Below are 21,654 nucleotides of genomic sequence, written 5' to 3' on the forward strand. Positions count from 1 at the left end.
AGATTACAGGGAGGCTTTGTTGCATGGCTACTATAACTAACCAAACAAAGCTTTCCTGAATTAAGTTTTAATGATAGTAAAAGTACATTAAAATAAATTAGAGAGGGAAAATGCAAAAACCATACAGTGAAGACCTGAGAGAAAAAGTATTAAAAGTGTTTGATGCGGGAGAAATGACAATAATAAAAAAAGTTTGTGAAACATTTAACATTGACGAAAAAACGTTGTATTGGTGGAGGAAAAGGAAAGAAGAGACCGGAAGTGTTAAACCTGCATCTGGGTACCAAAAAGGACATGGTCATAAGACTAAAGACTTAGACAGCTTTAATCAATTATATTTTGCCATTTTATAGATTAAAAAAGGGAGTGTTAAATAAACCATAAGCGTCAAGTTAAGGAAATAAAGGTATGAAAGAGATAGAATAATAAGGTATAAGTTCTCCCAGATATACTTTTAGTGAGAGAACCAATGAATAAAATAACTTGCTTATCAAAAAAGCTCAAAGAATTTTTTAATGAAAAAGCAGATAAAATCTCAATTAGAACAGGGTTCATAAAAAGAAAGAGAAAGCTAAGAGGTTCATCGTTTATAAAAGCCATGGTCTTGGGAAATATAGGGGTTGATAATTGTAGCATAGAAACAATGTGTCAATTATTAAATGAAGACTCGATAGAGATGACAAAACAGGGTTTAGACTTTAGATTTACCGAGGAAGCAGTGGAATTTATGAAAAGGATGTATAATGAATCTTTAATGTTATTTAAAGGTATTTTGCAAATTAATTGTAGAATTTTGAAGCACTTTAGAAGTGTTAAGTTATTGGACAGTAGCTATATTAGCCTACATAATAGTATGGAAAACATGTATAAAGGATATGGCACAAGCTACAGTGGTTATGAAAGCAATACTAAATCTGTAATAAAATTACAACTAGTTTTTGATTACCTAAATCAAACATTAACCCAACTTAACATAACAGAGGGAATAAGGTCAGACCATGGGTATATAAGGTATTTAAGCAGTATATCAAACAACGATTTGCTAATATCTGACCTGGGTTATTTTGTGCCAAGTTCTTTTAAGCAACTCAATGAAACAGGAGCTTATTTTATAAGTCGTTGATACCAATATATATGATATAGAAACAAATCAAAAAATAGAGTTATTAGAATGTTTAGAGGATAAATTATTTCTAGAAAATGATGTGCTGTTAGGAAAAGAGACAAAAGTTAAAGTAAGAATTATATGTCAAAAGCTAACTGAAGAACAGTCCATGGCCAGAAGAAGAAAGGCTAATAGATTAGCAAAATCACATGGGTATACATCTTCTAAAAGGAACCAAAAGTTATTGAATTGGTCAATATTCATAACTAATGTTTCAGAGAATAAAATTAGTGCTGAACAGGTATTAACAATTTACAGAGCAAGATGGCAAATTGAACTATTATTCAAATTATATAAGAGCCATATAAGACTTGATAAACTGAAAGGAAAGCCATATAGGGTATTATGTGAATTATATGCTAAATTATGTGCAGTTCTTATATTTCATGGAATAGTTGGTTGTACAGAACTAAAAAAGGACACAGAACTTAGTCTAACAAAGGCATTCATCGAACTAAAAAGAAGAATTAGGGAGTTATTTTTAGCATTAAGCAGTAGAATTAATAATTTGAGAATCTTCCTAAAAAAGCTTACCACAGACTGGTCACAATTTTCTGTGAAAGACAGGTATAGAAAAATTAGAGTCTCCACACTAAGCTCATTGAACTTTCTAACACTTGCTTCTTAACTTGACGCTTATGGTTAAATAAACTGTGTCAAGCCGCATTTTTAGTTCAACTCAATTTTCAGTCTGTTGGGAAAGAAAATGTCAAGCTGAGACATAGTTAATGCACAATTAGGCAAAGCTGTAGTCCACTTTTGCTCTACCTTTTTTATAGCACAATATACCTGTTTGTACAAGGCATTTGTATTAGTAAATGAGCCCTTAGTTTTAGTAAATTTCCTAATTTGTCTATGCAATCCCTCAATTGGATTGGTGGAGCTTCCTAACTGGTCCAGAATACTTAAAATAACCAGACAAATTTTCCCAATTGTTTTGCCATGATTTTGTAACCAAGGGATATTTTTCACTCCATTAGCTCAAGCAAATAATTCTCAGCAATCTCTTTACTTGAAGCACGTTTTCAAATCATTTATGAAAACTTTTGCTAGATACATACTTCAGTGAATTCCTTATCTGATGCACTATGCATTTCTGCTTTAGCTATTTATAGCGGTAGGAAAGCTTTTTAATACAGGCAATTAGAATATCTTCTACTCCTCTTTCTTTGAGGTCATTTAGTACTCCCAACCAGAACTTCACTTTCAGCCAAATAAAAACCTAATACTTCTTTTCTGCCATTTTGATTTATTCCCAATATATTATACATACATTTACTTATGCAATGTCCGTCCTCCTTGACCTTAAAAAACATGCCATCCATAAATTGTGTGATTCATAGAGGTTATTACAATTGACTTGTCAGATTGAGTCTGAACTAGTTGGCTTGTTAAGAGATTTGCATTTTTGAAGTGATTGTAGTTTCTGATTGTGTTTACAATTTTGCATGACAAACGACTCTTTTGATAAGATATAGTTTTTCACTTAAGCAAGGAATCGTATTTTCCAGTTCCTTATATTTTTCCCAAGGAGTTTTTCCTTGAAGAGCGCTATGAGGGCGGTGTTTATTATAATACTCTTCCCAATCCCTAAGTTTAATTTGCAATTCAGAGCTCTTGATGGTAACGATACTGTAAAACTCATCTAAGTCTGTACGCTGTGCTCTTTCCACTTTACCATTTAAGTGTGGAGAAAACGGCTTAATAGGACGAAATTTAATTTTCCATTCCTTCAAACATTCTTGCACCTCATAAGCAAAAAATTCTTGCCCTCTATCAGTTTGAATCCTTTGGCAATGGAAAGGTATTCTTTCTCTTAGTTGTTTTAGGAAATCTAAAGTGTTTTTTGAAGTACTTCTTGAATATAATGCAACAATTTTATAACGTATCTATAGCAGTATATTGATAAAGCCCTGACGATATTTTGCACACATCCATCTGCACACGCTCTCCAGGTACTTTACAGTTATAACGCTTGACATGTTTGCGATAATGACGTTTAACATGCAGAAGACTTACACTATGTTTTTTGAAAATTTTGTGTATAGTAGCCAATGACAAGGATAAATCATATAGACGTCTTAACTCGGTTTCTTGCCCCTAGCTTTCTAGTTTGTCTTAGATGAAGAATAAGCTGCTCATCTGATTCATTGATCTTTTGCAAAGGTGAAGTTTTAGGCTTACTACTGAGATCTACTAATCCTTTTTCACCTAACTCTTCATAACGTTTGTACCATTTACGTAAGGTAAAACGTGAAATACCATAATGCTCTTTCCTGCATGACCAAACTTTTTGTATAGTTTTATCCAACTCAGACGTAGTTTAACCCTAGATTAACTAATTTATCCTTTGCAATTGTAATAAGGTCTATAAACTACTGCAAATCCAAATTTCTATTTGACCTTATATTCTTATTGTAATAACCTCTATGAATCACACAGTTAAGTATGTGTGTGCACCCACGTACACTGAAGAAGATACACTACATTTTTTGATGAATTTGATTGTTTAATAAAAAAAAAGTCTGCAGACTAAAGATAGATTTTGAGCTCTTAAAATATCTCTAATTGTAATTATAATGAGGTTGGAAATATGAGGAAGTAATTTTTATACGTTAGCTACAGTTAAAACATAATTGACTTTGCCTAGTTAATATTTCAAATTATAAAAAAGGCAAATAATTCTATGATATTGCAGGGCAAAAAAGGGTTAATAACCGGAATAATAAATAAGAGGTCAATAGCATATGGTATAGCAAAGACGCTCTCAGAACATGGAGCTGAGCTTGCAATCACTTATCAAAATGAAACAATAAAAGAAAAATTATTACCAATAGCAAATGAATTAAATGTGGAGTTAACATTACACTGTGATGTTTCAAATGAGGAAACCATAGATAATGCTTTTGAGGAAATAAAGAAAGAATGGAATACTCTTGACTTTTTGGTACATGCAATAGCATTCTCCGATAAAAATGAGCTAAATGGTAAATATGTCAATACTTCACTAAACAACTTTATTAATGCAATGCATATATCGTGCTATTCTTTTACTGCTTTAGCGCAAAGAGCGGAAAAAATGATGTTAAATGGCGGTAGTTTACTTACTTTATCTTACTATGGTGCTGAAAAAGTTATGCCAAATTATAATGTGATGGGTTTATGTAAAGCAGCACTTGAAGCAAGTGTAAAATATATAGCATGTGATCTCGGACCACAGAACGTCAGAGTAAATGCAATTTCTGCTGGTCCAATCAGAACTTTGGCATCTTCTGGAATAAGTGACTTTCACTCCATATCGGAATGGAATAGAAGTAATTCTCCACTTAGACGCAATGTTACAATAGAAGATGTTGGCAAGGCAGCACTATACTTATTAAGCGACCTGAGTAGTGGTACAACTGGAGAAATTTTACATGTTGATTCAGGGTATAATGTTGTGGGAATGAAGATAGTAGACTAATACAGTACTGCAGATGCATGTGAAGCCTGTGTTTTTTTGTTATCGGGAGTGTTAAATAAACCATAAGCGTCAAGTTAAGGAAATAAAGGTATGAAAGAGATAGAATAATAAGGTATAAGTTCTCCCAGATATACTTTTAGTGAGAGAACCAATGAATAAAATAACTTGCTTATCAAAAAAGCTCAAAGAATTTTTTAATGAAAAAGCAGATAAAATCTCAATTAGAACAGGGTTCATAAAAAGAAAGAGAAAGCTAAGAGGTTCATCGTTTATAAAAGCCATGGTCTTGGGAAATATAGGGGTTGATAATTGTAGCATAGAAACAATGTGTCAATTATTAAATGAAGACTCGATAGAGATGACAAAACAGGGTTTAGACTTTAGATTTACCGAGGAAGCAGTGGAATTTATGAAAAGGATGTATAATGAATCTTTAATGTTATTTAAAGGTATTTTGCAAATTAATTGTAGAATTTTGAAGCACTTTAGAAGTGTTAAGTTATTGGACAGTAGCTATATTAGCCTACATAATAGTATGGAAAACATGTATAAAGGATATGGCACAAGCTACAGTGGTTATGAAAGCAATACTAAATCTGTAATAAAATTACAACTAGTTTTTGATTACCTAAATCAAACATTAACCCAACTTAACATAACAGAGGGAATAAGGTCAGACCATGGGTATATAAGGTATTTAAGCAGTATATCAAACAACGATTTGCTAATATCTGACCTGGGTTATTTTGTGCCAAGTTCTTTTAAGCAACTCAATGAAACAGGAGCTTATTTTATAAGTCGTTGATACCAATATATATGATATAGAAACAAATCAAAAAATAGAGTTATTAGAATGTTTAGAGGATAAATTATTTCTAGAAAATGATGTGCTGTTAGGAAAAGAGACAAAAGTTAAAGTAAGAATTATATGTCAAAAGCTAACTGAAGAACAGTCCATGGCCAGAAGAAGAAAGGCTAATAGATTAGCAAAATCACATGGGTATACATCTTCTAAAAGGAACCAAAAGTTATTGAATTGGTCAATATTCATAACTAATGTTTCAGAGAATAAAATTAGTGCTGAACAGGTATTAACAATTTACAGAGCAAGATGGCAAATTGAACTATTATTCAAATTATATAAGAGCCATATAAGACTTGATAAACTGAAAGGAAAGCCATATAGGGTATTATGTGAATTATATGCTAAATTATGTGCAGTTCTTATATTTCATGGAATAGTTGGTTGTACAGAACTAAAAAAGGACACAGAACTTAGTCTAACAAAGGCATTCATCGAACTAAAAAGAAGAATTAGGGAGTTATTTTTAGCATTAAGCAGTAGAATTAATAATTTGAGAATCTTCCTAAAAAAGCTTACCACAGACTGGTCACAATTTTCTGTGAAAGACAGGTATAGAAAAATTAGAGTCTCCACACTAAGCTCATTGAACTTTCTAACACTTGCTTCTTAACTTGACGCTTATGGTTAAATAAACTGTGTCAAGCCGCATTTTTAGTTCAACTCAATTTTCAGTCTGTTGGGAAAGAAAATGTCAAGCTGAGACATAGTTAATGCACAATTAGGCAAAGCTGTAAGTTGTATTAAACAAGATTTGATCTGACACTTTAAAAAAGTAAGTTATAAAATAATAAAAACAAGGAGTGTTAGAAATGAGTACAATACAAACAAAAATATTAAAACCAAAACTAGGTTTATTATAGCTAGCAAAACAGCTCGGTAATGTATCTTAAGCGTGCAAGGTAATGGGATATTCAAGAGATACGTTTTATAGATTTAAGGAGTTATACGAAAATGGAGGAGAAGAGGCATTACACGAAATCAGCAAGAAAAAACCACTGTTTGCAAACAGAGTTTCCGAAGATATAGAAAGAGCGGTAGTAAATATTGCTACCGAATTTCTAGCATATGGACAACAAAGAGCTGCAAACGAACTTAGAAAAAGGGGTATAATAATTTCCGAAGGTGGCGTAAGATCTGTATGGCTAAGAAACGATATTGAAACGTTCAAAAAAAGACTTAAAGCCCTTGAAGCGAAGGTTGCACAAGATGGCATAATTTTAACTGAAGAGCAACTTGCAGCTTTAGAGAAAGTGAAAGAACAAAGGGAAGCACATGGTGAAATTGAAACAGAGCATCCTGGTTACTTGGGTTCTCAAGACACTTATTATGTAGGCAATATCAAGGGTATAGGACGTATCTACCAGCAAACTTTCATTGATACCTATTCAAGGGTTGATATGGCGAAGCTTTATACAGACAAAACTGCAATTACTGCTGCAGATCTTCTTAATATACCATTCTTTGATGGACAAAATGTGCCATTATCGCGCATTTTGACTGATAGAGGTACGGAATACTGTGGCAAACCAGAGAATCACGCATATCAGTTATACTTAGGAATCGAAAATATTGATCATTCAAGAACTAACTCCACAAACTAATGGCATATGTGAAAGATTCCACAAAACTATGCAAGATGAGTGTTACAATATTATTTTTCGCAAGAAAATCTACAATTCTTTGGAAGATCTTCAGATTGATGTCGATCATTGGTTGCGTTCTTACAATGAGAGCAGACCTCACTCAGGTAAATATTGCTATGGAAAAACACCTATGCAAACTTTTCTTGATAACAAACAAATTGCTTTTCAGAAAAATATTAGTAACATTAAACAAAAGACTGATATTAGTTTTAACTACCTCAATTCTTCTGTCATTTAATTCTCACCTGTCAGATTAAGTTGTGTCTAGTACAGAAACTTGCGATTAGAATTTGTAATACATTCAATCAGTGAAAAGGTACCAGCCTCTACAACTTGATGAAAACGGTGCATTGCCTAATTAATTACTTGCAATCTAGATCCCAGTGGGCTTTATTGCATCACTCTTCGGATAATAGGTAACGTGGAATGAAGCTATCTCAAATTTAGCCATGCCTATATCAGTAATTTTGTTAAGCAAATAACACTTGAGCTCTCTCACGATTAACCTCAGATTTGTTTCTAAAACTAAACCAAAATGTTTGCTTCAGTCGCGAGAAAAAACTTTCTATATAAGATCTCTTCCCATAATTTATCTCTTTTTTCCACCTCTTCATACCATCTTCATCATATGACTTTATGAGCTTGATTGTAGAATTTCTCTCATCAATATAATCCAACTTTGGATGCTCTACTGCATTATTTTGCGGAGGAATCCTTGTCTTTATGTCAAGCTCATCGCACAGTTTGTATAACTTCTTTCGATCTGTCTGCATATAGTGTGCTTATATTATATTAACATCAATCCTTGCAATAAGATCACATGCTCCATAGTGGTCAGAATAAACTCCACCACTGTATTTTGCTGCTATAACTTTTTTGCTACCTATCTCTAGCATTACATCTTGTTTGCTCATAGCGGCGATACTTTCTATCTGTACCATTTGCCTTGCTATGACCTGGAATATTATTGTACTATCTATGGCAATCTCAATATCTTCTGTATTATTTTTATCATGTCTTCAATTTTGATGTTAAGTTTTTTAAGCCTTCTTGAGGCCTGTAATAACTTGCAAGTTTTGCTCAAGGTACCCTGCTATAAATCCCGCTGTTTGTCTCAGAGCTATTCTAAATAAATAAGTTATTATGTGAACCAGAATCACGACCTTATCGCTATAAATGTAGTTGCCAACAGCCATTTTTGGACCTTTTTCGTACCAATTTTCTATGGCATCATTGACGTAATAAAAAATATTTCCCCTCTCTTGGAGAAATTTGTTATATTCATGGCAGTTACTGACTATCATTTTTTGCGGCATATTTTTCTTTAGTAGGTTAAATGCTTGTCTTATAGTGAATTTTGTCAGTAACTGCCAGCTCTTTTTATTTGACCTATGCAACAAAGCCATTCCACTTTCAAGCTACTCGGATGACAGAGAAAGGGCTACTTGCATGACATGAAAAGGAGCACCGAGCAGATCACTTCTTCACAAGGATCTTATCAGCAACACGCATATCAATTATGCTACAATTGCTAAAAGTAAAGTCGGTTGTATTTTGCAAGTGGTTTAAATAATCCCATGCACTATAAGGATTATCTTCAGGTAATTTTACTGTGGAACTGTCATCGAGTATGATATTCCATCTTCTATTGCCTACATAAACACAAGAAGAAATATGATCACTTAATTGAGTTTTCCTCTCTAGTATATCTTTAATGAATTTTAGGCTTGATAACGAATTTTGTCCTTTGATTATAATGAGGTTATCTATCTGGTAATCATCTACGATTACTTTACCTTCAGAGTCAATTACTGAAGTTCTGTTATCATCTTTCCAGAGAGCGAAGGGTGTATGTTCATCTATATCAATTTGTAAGGTACTGGGCAAAATCCTGTAAATTCTTACATATTTTATCCATTTGCTTACAGATTGTATATTATCTGTTAGTTTTGAGAGGGATATGTACATGATAGGTTGCGTTCTGTCTACTAAACTTAGAATGTCCTGTTCATTTGTAAATTTGTTTCCAGTAACGGTTACTTTGTCGATTGAAAATCCATTGCTAATTAATAAGCTCGATAAGCGATCGTTATACCAAGTAAAGTAGTAATTGAATCGATTTGTTATTTTATCAAGTGAACTATAAAGTACTAGTGTAAGGAAAAGTGCAGCTATAATCATGAAAGCACACTTGCGCGAAAAACTCCTTTGGTTTCTAGTAACATTGTTCAACATTGGCTTGATCTCTAATACTCCTGTAATGTAAACTGTCTTCGACAATAATTTTGACTAATTCATTAAAATCAATTCCTTTTGTCAATTTTGCAATTTCTGGTACTAACGATAATTCAGTAAAGCCAGGATGTGTATTAATCTCAAGCATTTTTAAAGTGTTATTTTGGGGATTATAACGGAAGTCTGAGCGTGAAACAGTTTTGCATCCTAAAAATTGATGAACTTTTAGTGCGTGTTCCAAGGTCATTCTATATATGTTGTAAGGAATTTTAGCAGGAAATATATGTTCTGCAAATCCATCTGTATATTTTGCTTCATAATCATAGAATTTATTTTTTGGTCGTATTTCCATAGTGCCAATTGCTTCATTCAGCAACACAGCAGTATGTAACTCTATACCCGGTATGTATTCTTCTATGATCATCTTTTCCATTATAGTAGAACTGTTATTTTTCAGCTCTAAGTAATCCTCATGTGAGAAAATCATGTGTACTCCAATGCTTGAGCCTTCGTTAATCGGTTTTAAGACGTACGGATAATCAACTTTAATATTATTTTTTAGCAGATCTTCTCGATTAATTACATAACCTCTTGGAGTGTCGATACTCAGGGATCGGAATATATGCTTTGACATCACTTTATTCATAGCAACAGCCGAAGCCATAACTCCGGAGTGTGTATATTTTATACCTAAGATTTCCAATAAACCTTGAATACAGCCATCTTCACCATAAGGTCCATGTAGAGCAATAAAAGCAAGGCCCGGATTAATTTTTCTAAGCTTTTCAGCAATGTTGCTATCAACATCTATTTCTATTGCATTATATGAAAGGCTATCAAGCACCTTCTTTACTGCTTTTCCGCTCATAAGCGATATTTCTCTTTCGCAGGAAAATCCACCACTTAAAATTGCTATATTTGGAACCATAAGCACCCTAATATTTTGCTATATATAATAGATAAAAGATACTTTTATCTTCAATAGAAAAAACGCTTTGAAAAATTCCACAGCCGTACAGATATTGAAACTTGCAGATGGTGTCATGCAAACTGTTTCCTTTATGATCAGACACCAGATTGCAAGTAAAACTGGAAGATCTTTTTCAGTAATATTCTTTAAAAATTTAATTTTGTAATCGACTTGATTTCCACTTTACATCTTTGTAATCAACTGTTTCTACACCTTCAATGTCATATTGATCAGCGACTACAGATAGTTCCATTTCATGATCTATTAAATAGTCTTTCTGCTGATTCTTGAGTGGGCTGCTTAGTAAACTCAACTAGCTTAGCAAAATGCTGTAAAGTTTTTTTACTGAAAGATACATTAGCGTTTGCTGTAAGTTTTACCAAAGTTCATGAGTAATTGTACAATATTTTCCTGAAGTTTTTAATCAAGTAAACTTATCTGGAAAGTAATTATGCTGATATAAATATTATAATTTTATTAACACATAAATGCTACTGTGGCGTTAGTTTTTTAATTTAGGAATATATTATGGTTATACCTACACAAAACTCGAATTCATTAACGTTTCAGGCACGTAACCTATCTCATATTTGCCACAAAAACTGTGAAGAGGCGTTCAATGAAACAGACAAACCTCTATGCAAGGCTAGATGTGACTTTTTCTTTTCAGTGCCTGAACCTCGTTCACAAATTAGTGAGAAATTCATAGATATTGAAAACAATCTCCGTTTTGAGAGTGCACAATTATCGTCTATGGCAGATGAAATAGACGCTTACAATTCAATGTCTATTTAATCAAAAAAAATGTAAGTATATTTTTGTACTCTATGACCCTAAATTTTCATCAAAATAAGCTGTCTTATCCTTTTTTTCTTTATACTCTTCTGCTGTATCTAGGGGTTGCTTTTTAGCTGTAATGTTTGGCCACTTTTGCGAATATTCTACGTTTATGTTGTAAAATGATTTAAAGATTTTTTGTTCATTGTTCAGCAAGCCTTCGTCTAGTTCTATAATATCTTTTATGGAATCATCAGTTACAATCGCATCCACTGGACACTCAGGTATACACACTCCACAATCAATACATTCATCTGGGTTAATCACGAGCATGTTTTTACCTTCATAGAAGCAGTCAACGGGACATACTTCTACACAGTCCGTATATTTACATTTTATGCATTTATCCGTAATAAAATGCGTCATAAAACACTGTATATTTGCATTATCTTGGGTACACTAAATTAATAAGAAATTCAAGCATTTTATGAAGATAAATAAATTAAATAACGAAGAACTAGAAATATGGCTAAGCTTGGCTAGAACTGTGGGACCAGTAAAGTTCTTTAGTATACTTAGAGCATGTGGGTCGCTATATGAAGTGCTTAAATATCTTAATAAGTTGACTAACAAGGATTATGGAATTCAAAATGAACGAGAAGAAATTAAGAATGCAGAAAAAATTGGAGCCAAAATAACACCAGCATGTGATCCAGATTACCATGACATTTTAAGAAATATAACGAGTTGTCCAGCTGTAATAACTGTACTTGGTGATGTATCATTATTAAGTCGTGAGATAATTGCAATAATCGGTGGACGTAATTCTTCAATGAATGGAAGAAATTTTGCCAGTAAGTTGGCGTTTTACTTAAGTGAAGCTGGTTTCATCGTAATTTCTGGACTTGCAAGATGAATCGACACTGCAGCAAACAGTGTAATATACAAAAATTACCCCACTATTGCTGTTACAGCAAGCGGAATTGATGTGGTGTATCCAAAAGAGAATTTTGATCTATACAAAAAAATCACTGAAAATGGCGGATTAGTAATTACTGAGCTTCCATTTGCTACTAAACCAAAGCCTCAGTATTTTCCTCAAAGGAATCGAATTATATCTGTTCTATCGCTGGGTGTTGTAGTGATTGAAGCATCGAGACGTTCTGGCTATCTAATAACAGCAGATTTTGCTTTAAATCAAGGAAGAGAGGTATTTGCAGTTTCTGGTTTCCCTCTAGATTCACGCTGTAGTGGTAGCAATTATCTAATTAAAAACGGCGCTAAACTTGTTGAATCCGCTGATGATATAATAGAGAGCGTGAGATTTAGTTTGCCTCTTCAGCAAAAAAGTCTATTTGATACCGTTGCTGACCAAAAACAAGAAAAATTACAACAGGCAAAATCTGTTATAGTTGATCATATTAACTATGTACCTGTTGATATAGATGAACTTATATTAGCAAGTGGACTTTCTACCAACATAGCTCTAATGGCTCTTTTGGAACTAGAGTTGGAAAACAAAATAGAGAGTTCACCGGGAAATAAAATATCGTTAATTTTCTAAGCTATAAGCCCACAACCGTACGAACATTGTGATTTGAGTTCACCAAGAAAGATGTCATTCCAGCGCGCGACGCTGGAATCCAGCCTTTATTATTTGGTTGAAATTAAGTCTTCTGGATCCAAGATGGCTTTGTTGCATCGCTGAGATAAAAAGAACTGGCAGTTACTGACGAAATTCACTATAAAACAGGCATTTAACCTACGAAAGAAAAATATGCCAACTAAAATGAAGGTCAGTAACTGCCATGAATATAACAGATTTCTGCAAGAAAGAGGAAATATTTTTCATTTTATTAATGAGGCAATAGAAAATTGGTACGAAAAAGGTCCAAAAATGGCTGTTGGCAACTATATTTATAGCGATAAGGTCGTGATTCTGGTTCACATAATAACTTATTTATTTAGAATAGGTCTGAGACAAACAGCGGGATTTATAGCAGGGTACCTTGAGCAAAACTTGCAAGTTATTACAGGCCTCAAGAAGGCTTAAAAAACTTAACATCAAAATTGAAGACATGATAAAAATAATACAGAAGATATTGAAATTGCCATAGACAGTACAAGTATCAGTATTTATAATAATACCCCTGGTCACAGTAAGGAAAATAGCGAAGATAGAAAGTATCGCAGTTATAAACAGGTAAGAAAGCTACAAGTAATATTGAGTATAAATAGTAAAAAAGCTATAGCTGCACAATATAGCAATGGTGCCTACTACGACCATTATGGTGCTTGCGACTTGCTAAGCTTTCAGCATGCTATAAAAGCATTATATGCAGACAGAGCCTATCAAGCTTTATAAATTGTGCAAAAAATATGATATAAAGACAAAAATTTTACCGAAAAATCGTGCAGCGGAGCATACAAAATTGGATTATATGGCTGAAAGGAATGCTGCCATTAGATTATGTGGTAAAGACGGTGTGAAAGAGTGGAAGAAGGAAGCGGTTTATGGAAAAAGGTCATATATTGAAGGATTTTTTTCAAAATTAAAACAAATATTTGGGTTTAGTTTTAGAAATAGATCTGAAGTAAATCGAGAAAAAGAGTTGCTAATAAAATGTTACTTACTCAATAAATTTACTGATATTGGCATGGCTAAGTTTGAGGTAGTTTCATGAATTTATTATGCTTTACCCACTATCCGATAAGCGATGCAACAAAGCCATCCCAGTGTCACTCTGACAACCGACATCTCGCTACGTGTTAGCGGATACCGTGACGTTATGACGAGGGATACGCGTTAGCGGAATCTGCTGAGACGCCCGTGATAGCTCTATTCCTATAGTAAGTAATTCCCTTTTATCTACTTTTAGAATTGATAAGAGAAAATTTTTTCTCAACTTGTTGTATAACTTTATAAAAGTGATCAAAATCTAAGCTTGCACTACCAATTAAAACTCCTAATAAATTTGGAATACTGATCAAGTTTTCTATATTTTCTGAGCTGACTGATCCACCATATATAATGTGTTTTTTACCAGTACACAATTTTATTATCTCTATCACCTCAGAAATTGCGTCATTATTTGGCACATTTCCTGTTCCTATTGCCCATATCGGTTCGTATGCTATGGTATATTCACCTTTTGTTGGCAAACGGTTTTTGCATTGATATTCTATTATTTTTTTTGTTTTTTTATTTTTATAATCTTCTGAGTTTTCACCTACACAGATGATTGGGTGTAATCCTGATTCTATTGCTGTTTTCGATTTAAGTTTTATTTCACTATCTTTTTCATGAGCCCTTTCAGAATGTCCAAGTATTACGTAACTACATCCTAGTTCCTTCAACATTCCTGCACTAATTTCACCTGTGTAAGAACCGAACTCTTTATAATGGCAATTCTGTCCTCCTATTTTAATATTGTTGTTCAACTCTATATTGCTTGGAAATGATGTAAAAGGAGGGCAAATTACTAATTTAGAGGTAATCCCGTTACTCTTGTTATTGAGTTTGTTCATGAAGTCAACAAATGAAGAACGTGTTTCATTCATTTTCCAATTTGCTACTATTAAAAAAGACATCGATTTTTCTTATATGAATGAGAGTGCCGGCTGTCGGACTTGAACTGACAACCTACTGATTACAAGTCAGTTGCTCTACCAATTGAGCTAAGCCGGCATTAAATACACTGACAATATACAATTATTGATGAATTTTCGTCAACTAATTTTTAAAATACTGCATACTAAGATCATATGAAAAAATTTTCACTGAAGCCAAAAAAGAGTCTAGGGCAAAATTTTATTTTATCAAATGAGATAACAAAAAGAATAGTTGCCTTAGCTGGTAGCATGAAAGATTTTAATGTTATTGAAATTGGTCCTGGGTATGGTGCGTTAACAAGAGAAATATTGGCGTATAATCCAAAGTTTCTACTTTCTATAGAAAAAGATAGTAGTTTAGTGAAACATCACGAACAATTGCTGAATGAGCATAAGGGAAAATATAGAATTATAGAAGCAGATGCACTTAATGTTGTAGAAAAAGAGCTGGTAGAATGTCCAGTCAAAGTCATTGCTAACTTGCCTTACAATATCTCAGTAGCGTTATTTTTAAAGTGGTTAAATAATATAAAATTTTTTACGAATTTGACGTTAATGTTCCAAAAGGAGGTAGCAGAGGGTATTACAGCAGAACCTAGTTCTAAAGATTATGGTTCCCTATCAGTGCTAAGCCAGTTACTATGCGACATAAAAAAGGAATTTGATATTGAACCTAAGGAATTTTTTCCAAGACCAAAAGTATATTCTTCAGTAATTACAGTAAAACCTTTACCCACTCCAAGATTTGCAGTAAATTTAGAAACCTTAACAAAGCTAACACGCGCTGTGTTCGCTCAAAGAAGAAAGATGCTGAGAAATAGCTTGCAAAGTATAACTAGTGATGTCTCAACTACTCTTGAGAATGCTAAACTTAGTGGAGACGAACGTCCAGAAAGCTTAACTATTGAGCAGTTCTGTTTGCTAGCAAATAATGTAATTTTGCGATAAATATATTAGGAGCTACATACCTCTTCTATCCTATTTTGATCTAAAAATAGCTGTAGCCAGGCTAATTTTGCAAAAGCTCTATTGCAATTTCATTAATTGGAGTATAAGCTTTAAATAAAGCATATGAAAAAAATGGAAGCTTGTTATTCGTTTGACGATGTACTTCTCTTACCGGCCTATTCTGATGTATTGCCTCGTGATGCAGACACAAGAACTTATCTAACAAATAATATAGAACTAAATATCCCTCTCATATCCTCTGCAATGGATACTGTCACTGAATCAGAATTTGCAATAGCTATTGCCCAACATGGTGGAATAGGTTGCATACATAAGAATTTATCAATAGATGAACAAGTGTTAGAAGTGAGAAAGGTGAAAAAATATGAAAGCTGGATCGTGTATAACCCAATTACAATTTCCCCAGATAAGACGGTTGCAGAAGCAGTTTCATTAATGAGAGAGTATAATTATTCCGGAATTCCTGTAGTTGATCAACGCAAGTTAGTGGGAATTTTAACTAATCGAGATGTGAGGTTTATTGAAGACCAGAACATGAATATAAAAGTTTCCGAGGTAATGACAAAAGATAAGTTAGTAACAGTTCGAGAGCAGGCAGTAAACAGCGCCTCAGCAATGAAATTGTTGCATGCAAATAGAATAGAGAAGCTTTTGGTTGTTGATGAAAATTCTTGTTGCATAGGTCTAATCACAGTTAAAGACATCGAAAAATACAATAGATATCCAAATTCATGTAAAGACAGTAAAGGTCGACTCAGAGTTGCCGCTGCAATTGGTACTGGTAAAAAAGACGGTATAGAAAGATGTGAAGCTTTGATCGAAGAAGAAGTTGATGTGGTTATTGTAGATACCGCTCACGGTCATTCCGAGAACGTTATCAGCACCATTAAGGAAATAAAAAAGATGTATCCTAATACGCAATTAATCGGCGGAAATATTACAACAAAGGAGGCTGCTGAAGCGTTAATTGATGCTGGTGTTGATGCAGTAAAGGTTGGAATAGGGCCCGGATCAATTTGTACTACCAGAATAGTTATAGGTGTTGGTATGCCGCAATTCTCTTCAATCAAGAATGTTGCAGAGGTGTGTAGAGCAAAAAACGTCAGACTAATTGCTGATGGTGGAATAAAATATTCGGGAGATGTTGCAAAAGCTATTGCAGCTGGTGCTGATACTGTGATGATAGGTTCGATCTTTGCTGGTACTGAGGAAAGCCCAGGTGAGATTATCATGTATAAGGGTAGAGCATATAAGGAATATCGAGGAATGGGATCTATTAGTGCAATGAAACGAGGGTCAGCTAGCCGTTATTTTCAAGATTCAAAACTTGATTTAGTCCCACAAGGAGTAGAAGCAAGAGTTCCTTTTAAAGGTCCAGCTTCAGGAGTGATCTGTCAGTTAATTGGTGGGTTGCAAGCTGCAATGGGCTACACTGGCAACCGTAATATAGAAGAGATGAAAAAAAACTGCAAATTTACCACTATTACTTCATCAGGATTAAGAGAAAGTCATGCTCATGATATAATCATTACACAGGAAGCTCCAAATTACGCTTACCAAGCATCTAATTTATCATCTGATTCAGAGTAGATACAACCCCCTTCTGAGGGTGTCATTTCAACACTGGTACACAATTGTATAAACATAGCTTTTTTGCTCCATCAGAATTGGCTTACTTTTAGTGATTCATGGAGTTAAAAAAGTCAGCATTGCTCTTTGTTAAAAGTAGTTTGTCACGTAAAAACTCCATTGCTTCAACAGACCCCATAGGATTAAGTATCCTACGCAATACCCATATTTTATTTAGTATGGCCTTATCAACTAATAGCTCTTCCTTCCTTGTTCCGGATTTTGTAATATCAATAGCAGGGAATATACGTTTATCAGCAAGTTTTCTATCTAGTATAATTTCAGCATTACCTGTGCCTTTAAACTCTTCAAAAATAACATCATCCATTTTTGAACCAGTTTCTATAAGGGCTGTAGCGATGATTGTCAAAGAACCACCATTTTCAATATTACGAGCTGCTCCAAAAAAGCGTTTTGGTCTTTGCAGCGCATTTGAATCTACACCTCCGGTTAGAACCTTTCCAGACGAAGGAATGACTGCATTATAAGCACGTGCAAGACGAGTTATAGAATCAAGCAAAATCACTACATCTTTTTTGTGTTCAACCATTCTTTTAGCTTTTTCTATTACTATTTCAGCAAGTTGGACATGACGGTAGGCAGGTTCATCAAATGTAGAGCTTACCACTTCACCCTTTACAGAGCGTATCATATCTGTAACCTCTTCGGGTCTTTCATCTATAAGTAATACTATTAGTTCTATTTCAGGATGATTTGTAGCTATAGAGTGAGCCATTTGCTGAAGCAATATCGTTTTTCCTGTACGAGGTGGAGCAACTATCAATGCTCTTTGTCCTTTTCCAAGAGGTGTAACTATATCTACAGCACGCATGTTTATATCTTTTTTATTATCTCCGCTACTGTTGTTTTCAAGGATGAGGCTTTTTTCAGGATAAAGCGGAAGCAAATTATCAAAATGGACGTACTTTCTTAATTCACTGATTTCAGTAGAGTTTATACTTTTAACCTTAGTTAAAGTAAAATATCTTTCTTTATCACCAGGTGGCCTTATTTCTCCACATGCCATATCTCCTGTACGTAAATTAAACTTCTTTATTTGGCCATTGGAAATATAAACATCATCGGTACTTGGAGCATAATTTGCACTTGATGAACGTAAGAAGCCAAAACCATCAGGCAATATTTCCACTACTCCACTTCCTGTGGTTATGCCTCCTTCTTCACTCATTTTCTTCATTAAACTGAATATCATTTCCTGTTTTAGCATCCTGCCATTGCCTTTACCACTAGTTGAAATTTTTCTTTCTTCAGCTAGCTCTAACAATTCTTCTGCTGTTTTTTCTTTCAATTCGCTCAGGTCCAATGTTTTCTTGTGTTTTTCAGCACCTTCACTGGTTATTTGTTTTACTGCGTTAGCATTATGAATTTGTTCACTTTTTTCAGGTTGATCTACAACCTTTTCTTTTGCTAAGACATCTTCATTGATTGTTGTCATAATCCTCCAAAAATTTTAATTGATGATTACTAACCTAAAATGTTACTATAAAACAGTAAATCAGGCTGAGCTAGTTTTTAGTGCGTATTTAGGTTTAATTATTAAACTAGATACTTTACTTACATTATACTGATAAAAACTAACAAGTCAAGTCAATTTAATGTTAACAAAGTACAAGAATTTGAGAATCATCAATAGCTATTATTTATATTTTTTAACCTTTGTTTCTTCTCTTCTTCTATTTCCGCTCTTTCTACTTCCACTTCTAAATTTTCCTGGCTACATAAACCAAGTAGTACAGGATCTTGAGGTTTGATATTGAGCATGTTATGATGAGATCTATCTCTTACCTGCTTAACTGTGTAATTTGTTGTACTAACTAGCTTAGCTATAACATTATTGTTCAAGATAGGAAATTTTCTTACCAAATAACAAATTGCATTAGGTTTATTTCTACGCCTTGCTGTAGAAGGAAAGCCAAGAATGCTAACCGTATTTGCCCTTTTTTTTATATTTTTTATAATCAAATTTGGTACACGATTTGGATTTTTTTTGCAATCATCGATTTCTTTTTCAGTAATTATTTCAGAAATAATAGGGTCATACTTTTCAACTTCTATTTCCTCATCAGCTATGTCTTGTACTTTTTCAAGTGATAATTTGCAACATTGTGCTATTTGATTAAAAGTTAAGCTAGTGTTATCAACCAACCAAGCAGCTACTTGCATGAGAAATTGTTCATTTCTATCCTTATTGTCCTTAGAAGATTCCATTGACATCAAAAAAACATCTCCCATTTTAATATTCCTTTACTGTTTATAGAAATAAAATATAAACCATTAAAACTAAAAAAGCATTAACTTTGTCATCCAATGGCTTTTTAGTTTATATTTCTCATCCCTTAGGTTAATATAAGCTCCCATTTAATTTAATATACTGCAATATTACATATATTAGCTAATTTGTTAATAGATTTACAAAGATTAAATTATTGCTATTCTAAATTTAAGTGTTAGTTAACTGAGTTTACAATGAGTATTAGAAAATTTTTTACCAAGGCAATCGTTCTCCTTTTAGTTTGCTTATTAATCTTTATGGGGATTGGCAATCTTTTATCAAATGATGATGAAAGGAAAGAATTAGCTAAAGTAGGAAAGGAAGTTATAACATCAGATGAATATAAATTACTATATCAAAATTATGAAAAGCAAATTTCTGGATCTGATGTAAGTAAAGAACAAGTAAAAAAGCTGAAATATGATTTACTTAACGCACTTATAGAGCAAAAACTATTATTTAACCTAATTAGCGAACTTGGATTAAAAGTTGGAGAAGAATCTATCAAAAGCCATATAAAAAATACCAAGTACTTTCAGGACGATAAAGGAGAATTTGACCATAATAAATTCCATCAAACTCTAAATAGCCTGCATATAACAGAAAAGGAATATATAGAAAAACTAGAGAAAATCCTGCCTGCAATGATGTTCATGACTTCGTTATTTAAAGATAATTATCCGATAACTTTTGGTGAGAGTGTTGATGAGCAGATATACAAAAATCGCTACCAAACTAGAGTAGTTGATATTGTTAAAATAACTAAGGATGCAATTACAGACGTTCCTGAACCAGATGATCAAGCCTTACTTGATTTGTATGAAAGAAATAAGTTCAATTTTTATTACCCTGAGTATCGAACTGCGCAATACATTTCTCTGGATCAAAAATATTTTGAAGATCAAATCAGAATTTCAGATGAAGAGGTTGATAGTATAATAGAACATCAGGAACTTAAAAATCAAAGAGACATATTCAATGTGATATTTCCTACCAAAGAAAAAGCTGAAATAGCAAGAATAGCGCTTGAAGAAAGTAAAGCAAGCTTTGAAGACATAATAGAAGAGTTCAGTAAAGTAAAACTTGAAGAAACCAGAGTAAAGAATATAACTAAGGATTTCTTACCTGAAAATATGAGAGAAAAGGTATTTGCTCTCAAAACAGGTGAAGTAAGTGAAGTTTTAACAAGTAATTTTGGATGGCACGTAATAAAGGTAGAAAGCATACATCAAATCTCTGATGAAGACTTGGTTGATTTAAAAAAAGACATAAGGTCAGTTTTAACCAATCAAAAGTCTTTTGAAAAAGTCAATGATTTCAAAAATCAAGTGAATTATAAGATATACAATGGTGCAACGATTGAAGAAATCTCCAATAATTACAATTTACCTATACAAACCATTGGTCCAGTAGATGCTAGTGGAAAAGACCAAAGTGGTAATGAAGTAGGAAATTTCAGTGATTTCATTTCTTTCATTTTTTCACGCGAGAAAGATCAGAAGAGTTATTTTAAGGGTGTTGGAGATACTGTTGTTGGTGTAAAAATCACTGATATTATTCCTCCTAAATTACAAAGTTTTGAAGAAAGTAGGGAATCAGCCATAAAGCTTTGGCGTAGTGAATTTATAAAAGAAAAAATGTTTAAAATGGGACAAGAAGTAGCAGTTCAACTAAGAGAAAAGACAGATTTGGAAGAAATGCAAGGTATAAAATTGGTTAAAGGCCAGCAAATACAACGCAATGAACAAAACTACCCTTTTTCTTTCATAGAAGAAATTTTCAATATGAAAACAACTAATTCGGTAACAGATCCTATTCAATACAATAATGAAATTATAATAGGCGTTCTAAAAGAAATGCATTCATCAAATGGTAAATTAAACATGCTTGACACCGGAAAACGTGTGATGATATCGCTAAAGGAACAGTTAATTAGCTATCTAAAATCAAAGTATAGAGTAGAAGTTAATCATGCTATGATTGATGATATATAAAAAAGTTTATTATCTTCCTTTTATGAGTGATTGGAGGGG

Annotated in this window: 21 protein-coding genes, 1 tRNA gene and 5 pseudogenes; 13 read left to right on the top strand and 14 right to left on the bottom strand. The window is 33.3% G+C overall.

The window, feature by feature from the left end; genetic code table 11:
• The first annotated feature begins 110 nt into the window (after window positions 1-110).
• Together AAE962_RS06270 and AAE962_RS06275 are read left to right on the top strand one after the other, a co-directional pair.
• Window positions 111-353 (top strand): IS630 transposase-related protein, encoded by a 243-nt coding sequence (locus AAE962_RS06270; protein ID WP_143689530.1) that lies wholly within the window; start codon window positions 111-113, stop codon window positions 351-353.
• A 116-nt stretch (window positions 354-469) separates the two neighbouring features.
• Window positions 470-1,793: pseudogene (locus AAE962_RS06275) on the top strand (IS4 family transposase).
• A gap of 41 nt (window positions 1,794-1,834) precedes the next feature.
• On the opposite strand, the pseudogene AAE962_RS06280 reads toward AAE962_RS06275, so the two are convergent.
• From AAE962_RS06280 to AAE962_RS06290, 3 genes and pseudogenes are all read right to left on the bottom strand, one after another.
• Window positions 1,835-2,493 (bottom strand): annotated as a pseudogene (locus AAE962_RS06280) (transposase); the annotation flags it as partial.
• A gap of 108 nt (window positions 2,494-2,601) precedes the next feature.
• The gene (locus AAE962_RS06285) at window positions 2,602-2,913 is read right to left on the bottom strand and encodes an integrase core domain-containing protein (protein WP_343288788.1); all 312 of its coding nucleotides are present in this window, start codon (window positions 2,911-2,913) and stop codon (window positions 2,602-2,604) included.
• A gap of 320 nt (window positions 2,914-3,233) precedes the next feature.
• Window positions 3,234-3,476, bottom strand: a complete 243-nt coding sequence (locus AAE962_RS06290) for a helix-turn-helix domain-containing protein (protein WP_343288912.1) — start codon at window positions 3,474-3,476, stop codon at window positions 3,234-3,236.
• Window positions 3,477-3,851: 375 nt separating this feature from the next.
• On the opposite strand from AAE962_RS06290, the gene AAE962_RS06295 reads away from it, so the two are divergent.
• The 3 genes and pseudogenes from AAE962_RS06295 (at window position 3,852) to AAE962_RS06305 (ending at window position 7,374) form a co-directional block, all read left to right on the top strand.
• A complete protein-coding gene (locus tag AAE962_RS06295; protein ID WP_264336562.1) occupies window positions 3,852-4,628 on the top strand; it encodes an enoyl-ACP reductase in 777 nt (258 codons plus the stop codon).
• 151 nt (window positions 4,629-4,779) lie between these two features.
• Window positions 4,780-6,103: pseudogene (locus tag AAE962_RS06300) on the top strand (IS4 family transposase).
• Between the two features lie 292 nt (window positions 6,104-6,395).
• A pseudogene (locus AAE962_RS06305) lies at window positions 6,396-7,374 on the top strand (IS481 family transposase).
• Between the two features lie 232 nt (window positions 7,375-7,606).
• Here AAE962_RS06305 and AAE962_RS06310 read toward each other — a convergent pair.
• The 6 genes from AAE962_RS06310 to AAE962_RS06335 form a co-directional block, all read right to left on the bottom strand.
• A complete protein-coding gene (locus AAE962_RS06310) occupies window positions 7,607-7,909 on the bottom strand; it encodes a transposase (protein ID WP_343288749.1) in 303 nt (100 codons plus the stop codon).
• Window positions 7,910-7,918: 9 nt separating this feature from the next.
• The gene (locus AAE962_RS06315; RefSeq protein ID WP_264336959.1) at window positions 7,919-8,077 is read right to left on the bottom strand and encodes a hypothetical protein; all 159 of its coding nucleotides are present in this window, start codon (window positions 8,075-8,077) and stop codon (window positions 7,919-7,921) included.
• 99 nt (window positions 8,078-8,176) lie between these two features.
• Window positions 8,177-8,452 (bottom strand): transposase, encoded by a 276-nt coding sequence (locus AAE962_RS06320; RefSeq protein WP_343288748.1) that lies wholly within the window; start codon window positions 8,450-8,452, stop codon window positions 8,177-8,179.
• Between the two features lie 160 nt (window positions 8,453-8,612).
• On the bottom strand, window positions 8,613-9,371 hold the full coding sequence (locus tag AAE962_RS06325; protein WP_343289003.1) for a cell division protein FtsQ/DivIB: 759 nt from the start codon (window positions 9,369-9,371) through the stop codon (window positions 8,613-8,615).
• Complete coding sequence (locus AAE962_RS06330; protein WP_343289004.1) at window positions 9,352-10,305, bottom strand: D-alanine--D-alanine ligase; 954 nt, start codon at window positions 10,303-10,305, stop codon at window positions 9,352-9,354. Before AAE962_RS06330 ends, AAE962_RS06325 begins: the two co-directional genes overlap by 20 nt.
• A gap of 190 nt (window positions 10,306-10,495) precedes the next feature.
• On the bottom strand, window positions 10,496-10,654 hold the full coding sequence (locus tag AAE962_RS06335) for a hypothetical protein (protein ID WP_343289005.1): 159 nt from the start codon (window positions 10,652-10,654) through the stop codon (window positions 10,496-10,498).
• Window positions 10,655-10,869: 215 nt separating this feature from the next.
• Between AAE962_RS06335 and AAE962_RS06340 the strand changes: the two genes are divergently transcribed.
• Window positions 10,870-11,136, top strand: coding sequence for a hypothetical protein (locus tag AAE962_RS06340; protein WP_343289006.1), 267 nt, complete (start codon window positions 10,870-10,872; stop codon window positions 11,134-11,136).
• Window positions 11,137-11,166: 30 nt separating this feature from the next.
• Here AAE962_RS06340 and AAE962_RS06345 read toward each other — a convergent pair whose 3' ends face one another.
• Entirely contained in the window at window positions 11,167-11,544 is a 378-nt protein-coding gene (locus AAE962_RS06345) for a ferredoxin family protein (protein ID WP_264337178.1), read from the bottom strand.
• Between the two features lie 61 nt (window positions 11,545-11,605).
• Here AAE962_RS06345 and dprA point away from each other — a divergent pair.
• The 4 genes and pseudogenes from dprA to AAE962_RS06365 all read left to right on the top strand — a co-directional run bounded on the left by dprA (window position 11,606) and on the right by AAE962_RS06365 (window position 13,802).
• A pseudogene (gene dprA / locus AAE962_RS06350) lies at window positions 11,606-12,682 on the top strand (DNA-processing protein DprA).
• A gap of 213 nt (window positions 12,683-12,895) precedes the next feature.
• Entirely contained in the window at window positions 12,896-13,171 is a 276-nt protein-coding gene (locus AAE962_RS06355) for a transposase (RefSeq protein WP_343289007.1), read from the top strand.
• 81 nt (window positions 13,172-13,252) lie between these two features.
• Window positions 13,253-13,483, top strand: coding sequence for a hypothetical protein (locus tag AAE962_RS06360; RefSeq protein WP_343289593.1), 231 nt, complete (start codon window positions 13,253-13,255; stop codon window positions 13,481-13,483).
• A complete protein-coding gene (locus AAE962_RS06365; protein WP_343289008.1) occupies window positions 13,455-13,802 on the top strand; it encodes a transposase in 348 nt (115 codons plus the stop codon). The genes AAE962_RS06360 and AAE962_RS06365 overlap by 29 nt, the downstream gene beginning before the upstream one ends.
• Window positions 13,803-13,983: 181 nt before the next feature.
• Here AAE962_RS06365 and AAE962_RS06370 read toward each other — a convergent pair whose 3' ends face one another.
• Both AAE962_RS06370 and AAE962_RS06375 read right to left on the bottom strand, forming a co-directional pair.
• The gene (locus tag AAE962_RS06370; RefSeq protein WP_343289009.1) at window positions 13,984-14,709 is read right to left on the bottom strand and encodes a triosephosphate isomerase; all 726 of its coding nucleotides are present in this window, start codon (window positions 14,707-14,709) and stop codon (window positions 13,984-13,986) included.
• A gap of 24 nt (window positions 14,710-14,733) precedes the next feature.
• Window positions 14,734-14,806: transfer RNA gene (locus tag AAE962_RS06375), tRNA-Thr, on the bottom strand.
• 77 nt (window positions 14,807-14,883) lie between these two features.
• Between AAE962_RS06375 and rsmA the strand changes: the two genes are divergently transcribed.
• Together rsmA and guaB are read left to right on the top strand one after the other, a co-directional pair.
• Entirely contained in the window at window positions 14,884-15,678 is a 795-nt protein-coding gene (gene rsmA / locus AAE962_RS06380; RefSeq protein ID WP_343289010.1) for a 16S rRNA (adenine(1518)-N(6)/adenine(1519)-N(6))-dimethyltransferase RsmA, read from the top strand.
• 123 nt (window positions 15,679-15,801) lie between these two features.
• Window positions 15,802-17,289: an IMP dehydrogenase gene (gene guaB / locus AAE962_RS06385; protein ID WP_343289011.1), complete on the top strand. Its 1,488-nt coding sequence runs from the start codon at window positions 15,802-15,804 to the stop codon at window positions 17,287-17,289.
• 88 nt (window positions 17,290-17,377) lie between these two features.
• Here the strand turns inward: guaB and rho are convergent, their stop codons facing one another.
• Both rho and AAE962_RS06395 read right to left on the bottom strand, forming a co-directional pair.
• Window positions 17,378-18,784 (bottom strand): transcription termination factor Rho, encoded by a 1,407-nt coding sequence (gene rho / locus AAE962_RS06390; protein ID WP_343289012.1) that lies wholly within the window; start codon window positions 18,782-18,784, stop codon window positions 17,378-17,380.
• Between the two features lie 191 nt (window positions 18,785-18,975).
• A complete protein-coding gene (locus tag AAE962_RS06395) occupies window positions 18,976-19,581 on the bottom strand; it encodes a cell cycle transcriptional regulator TrcR (RefSeq protein WP_343289013.1) in 606 nt (201 codons plus the stop codon).
• Between the two features lie 234 nt (window positions 19,582-19,815).
• Here AAE962_RS06395 and AAE962_RS06400 point away from each other — a divergent pair, with 234 nt between their 5' ends.
• Entirely contained in the window at window positions 19,816-21,615 is a 1,800-nt protein-coding gene (locus tag AAE962_RS06400) for a peptidylprolyl isomerase (protein ID WP_343289014.1), read from the top strand.
• Window positions 21,616-21,654: the final 39 nt, after the last annotated feature.

This window comes from Wolbachia endosymbiont of Encarsia formosa (assembly GCF_039540065.1).
Classification (GTDB): domain Bacteria; phylum Pseudomonadota; class Alphaproteobacteria; order Rickettsiales; family Anaplasmataceae; genus Wolbachia.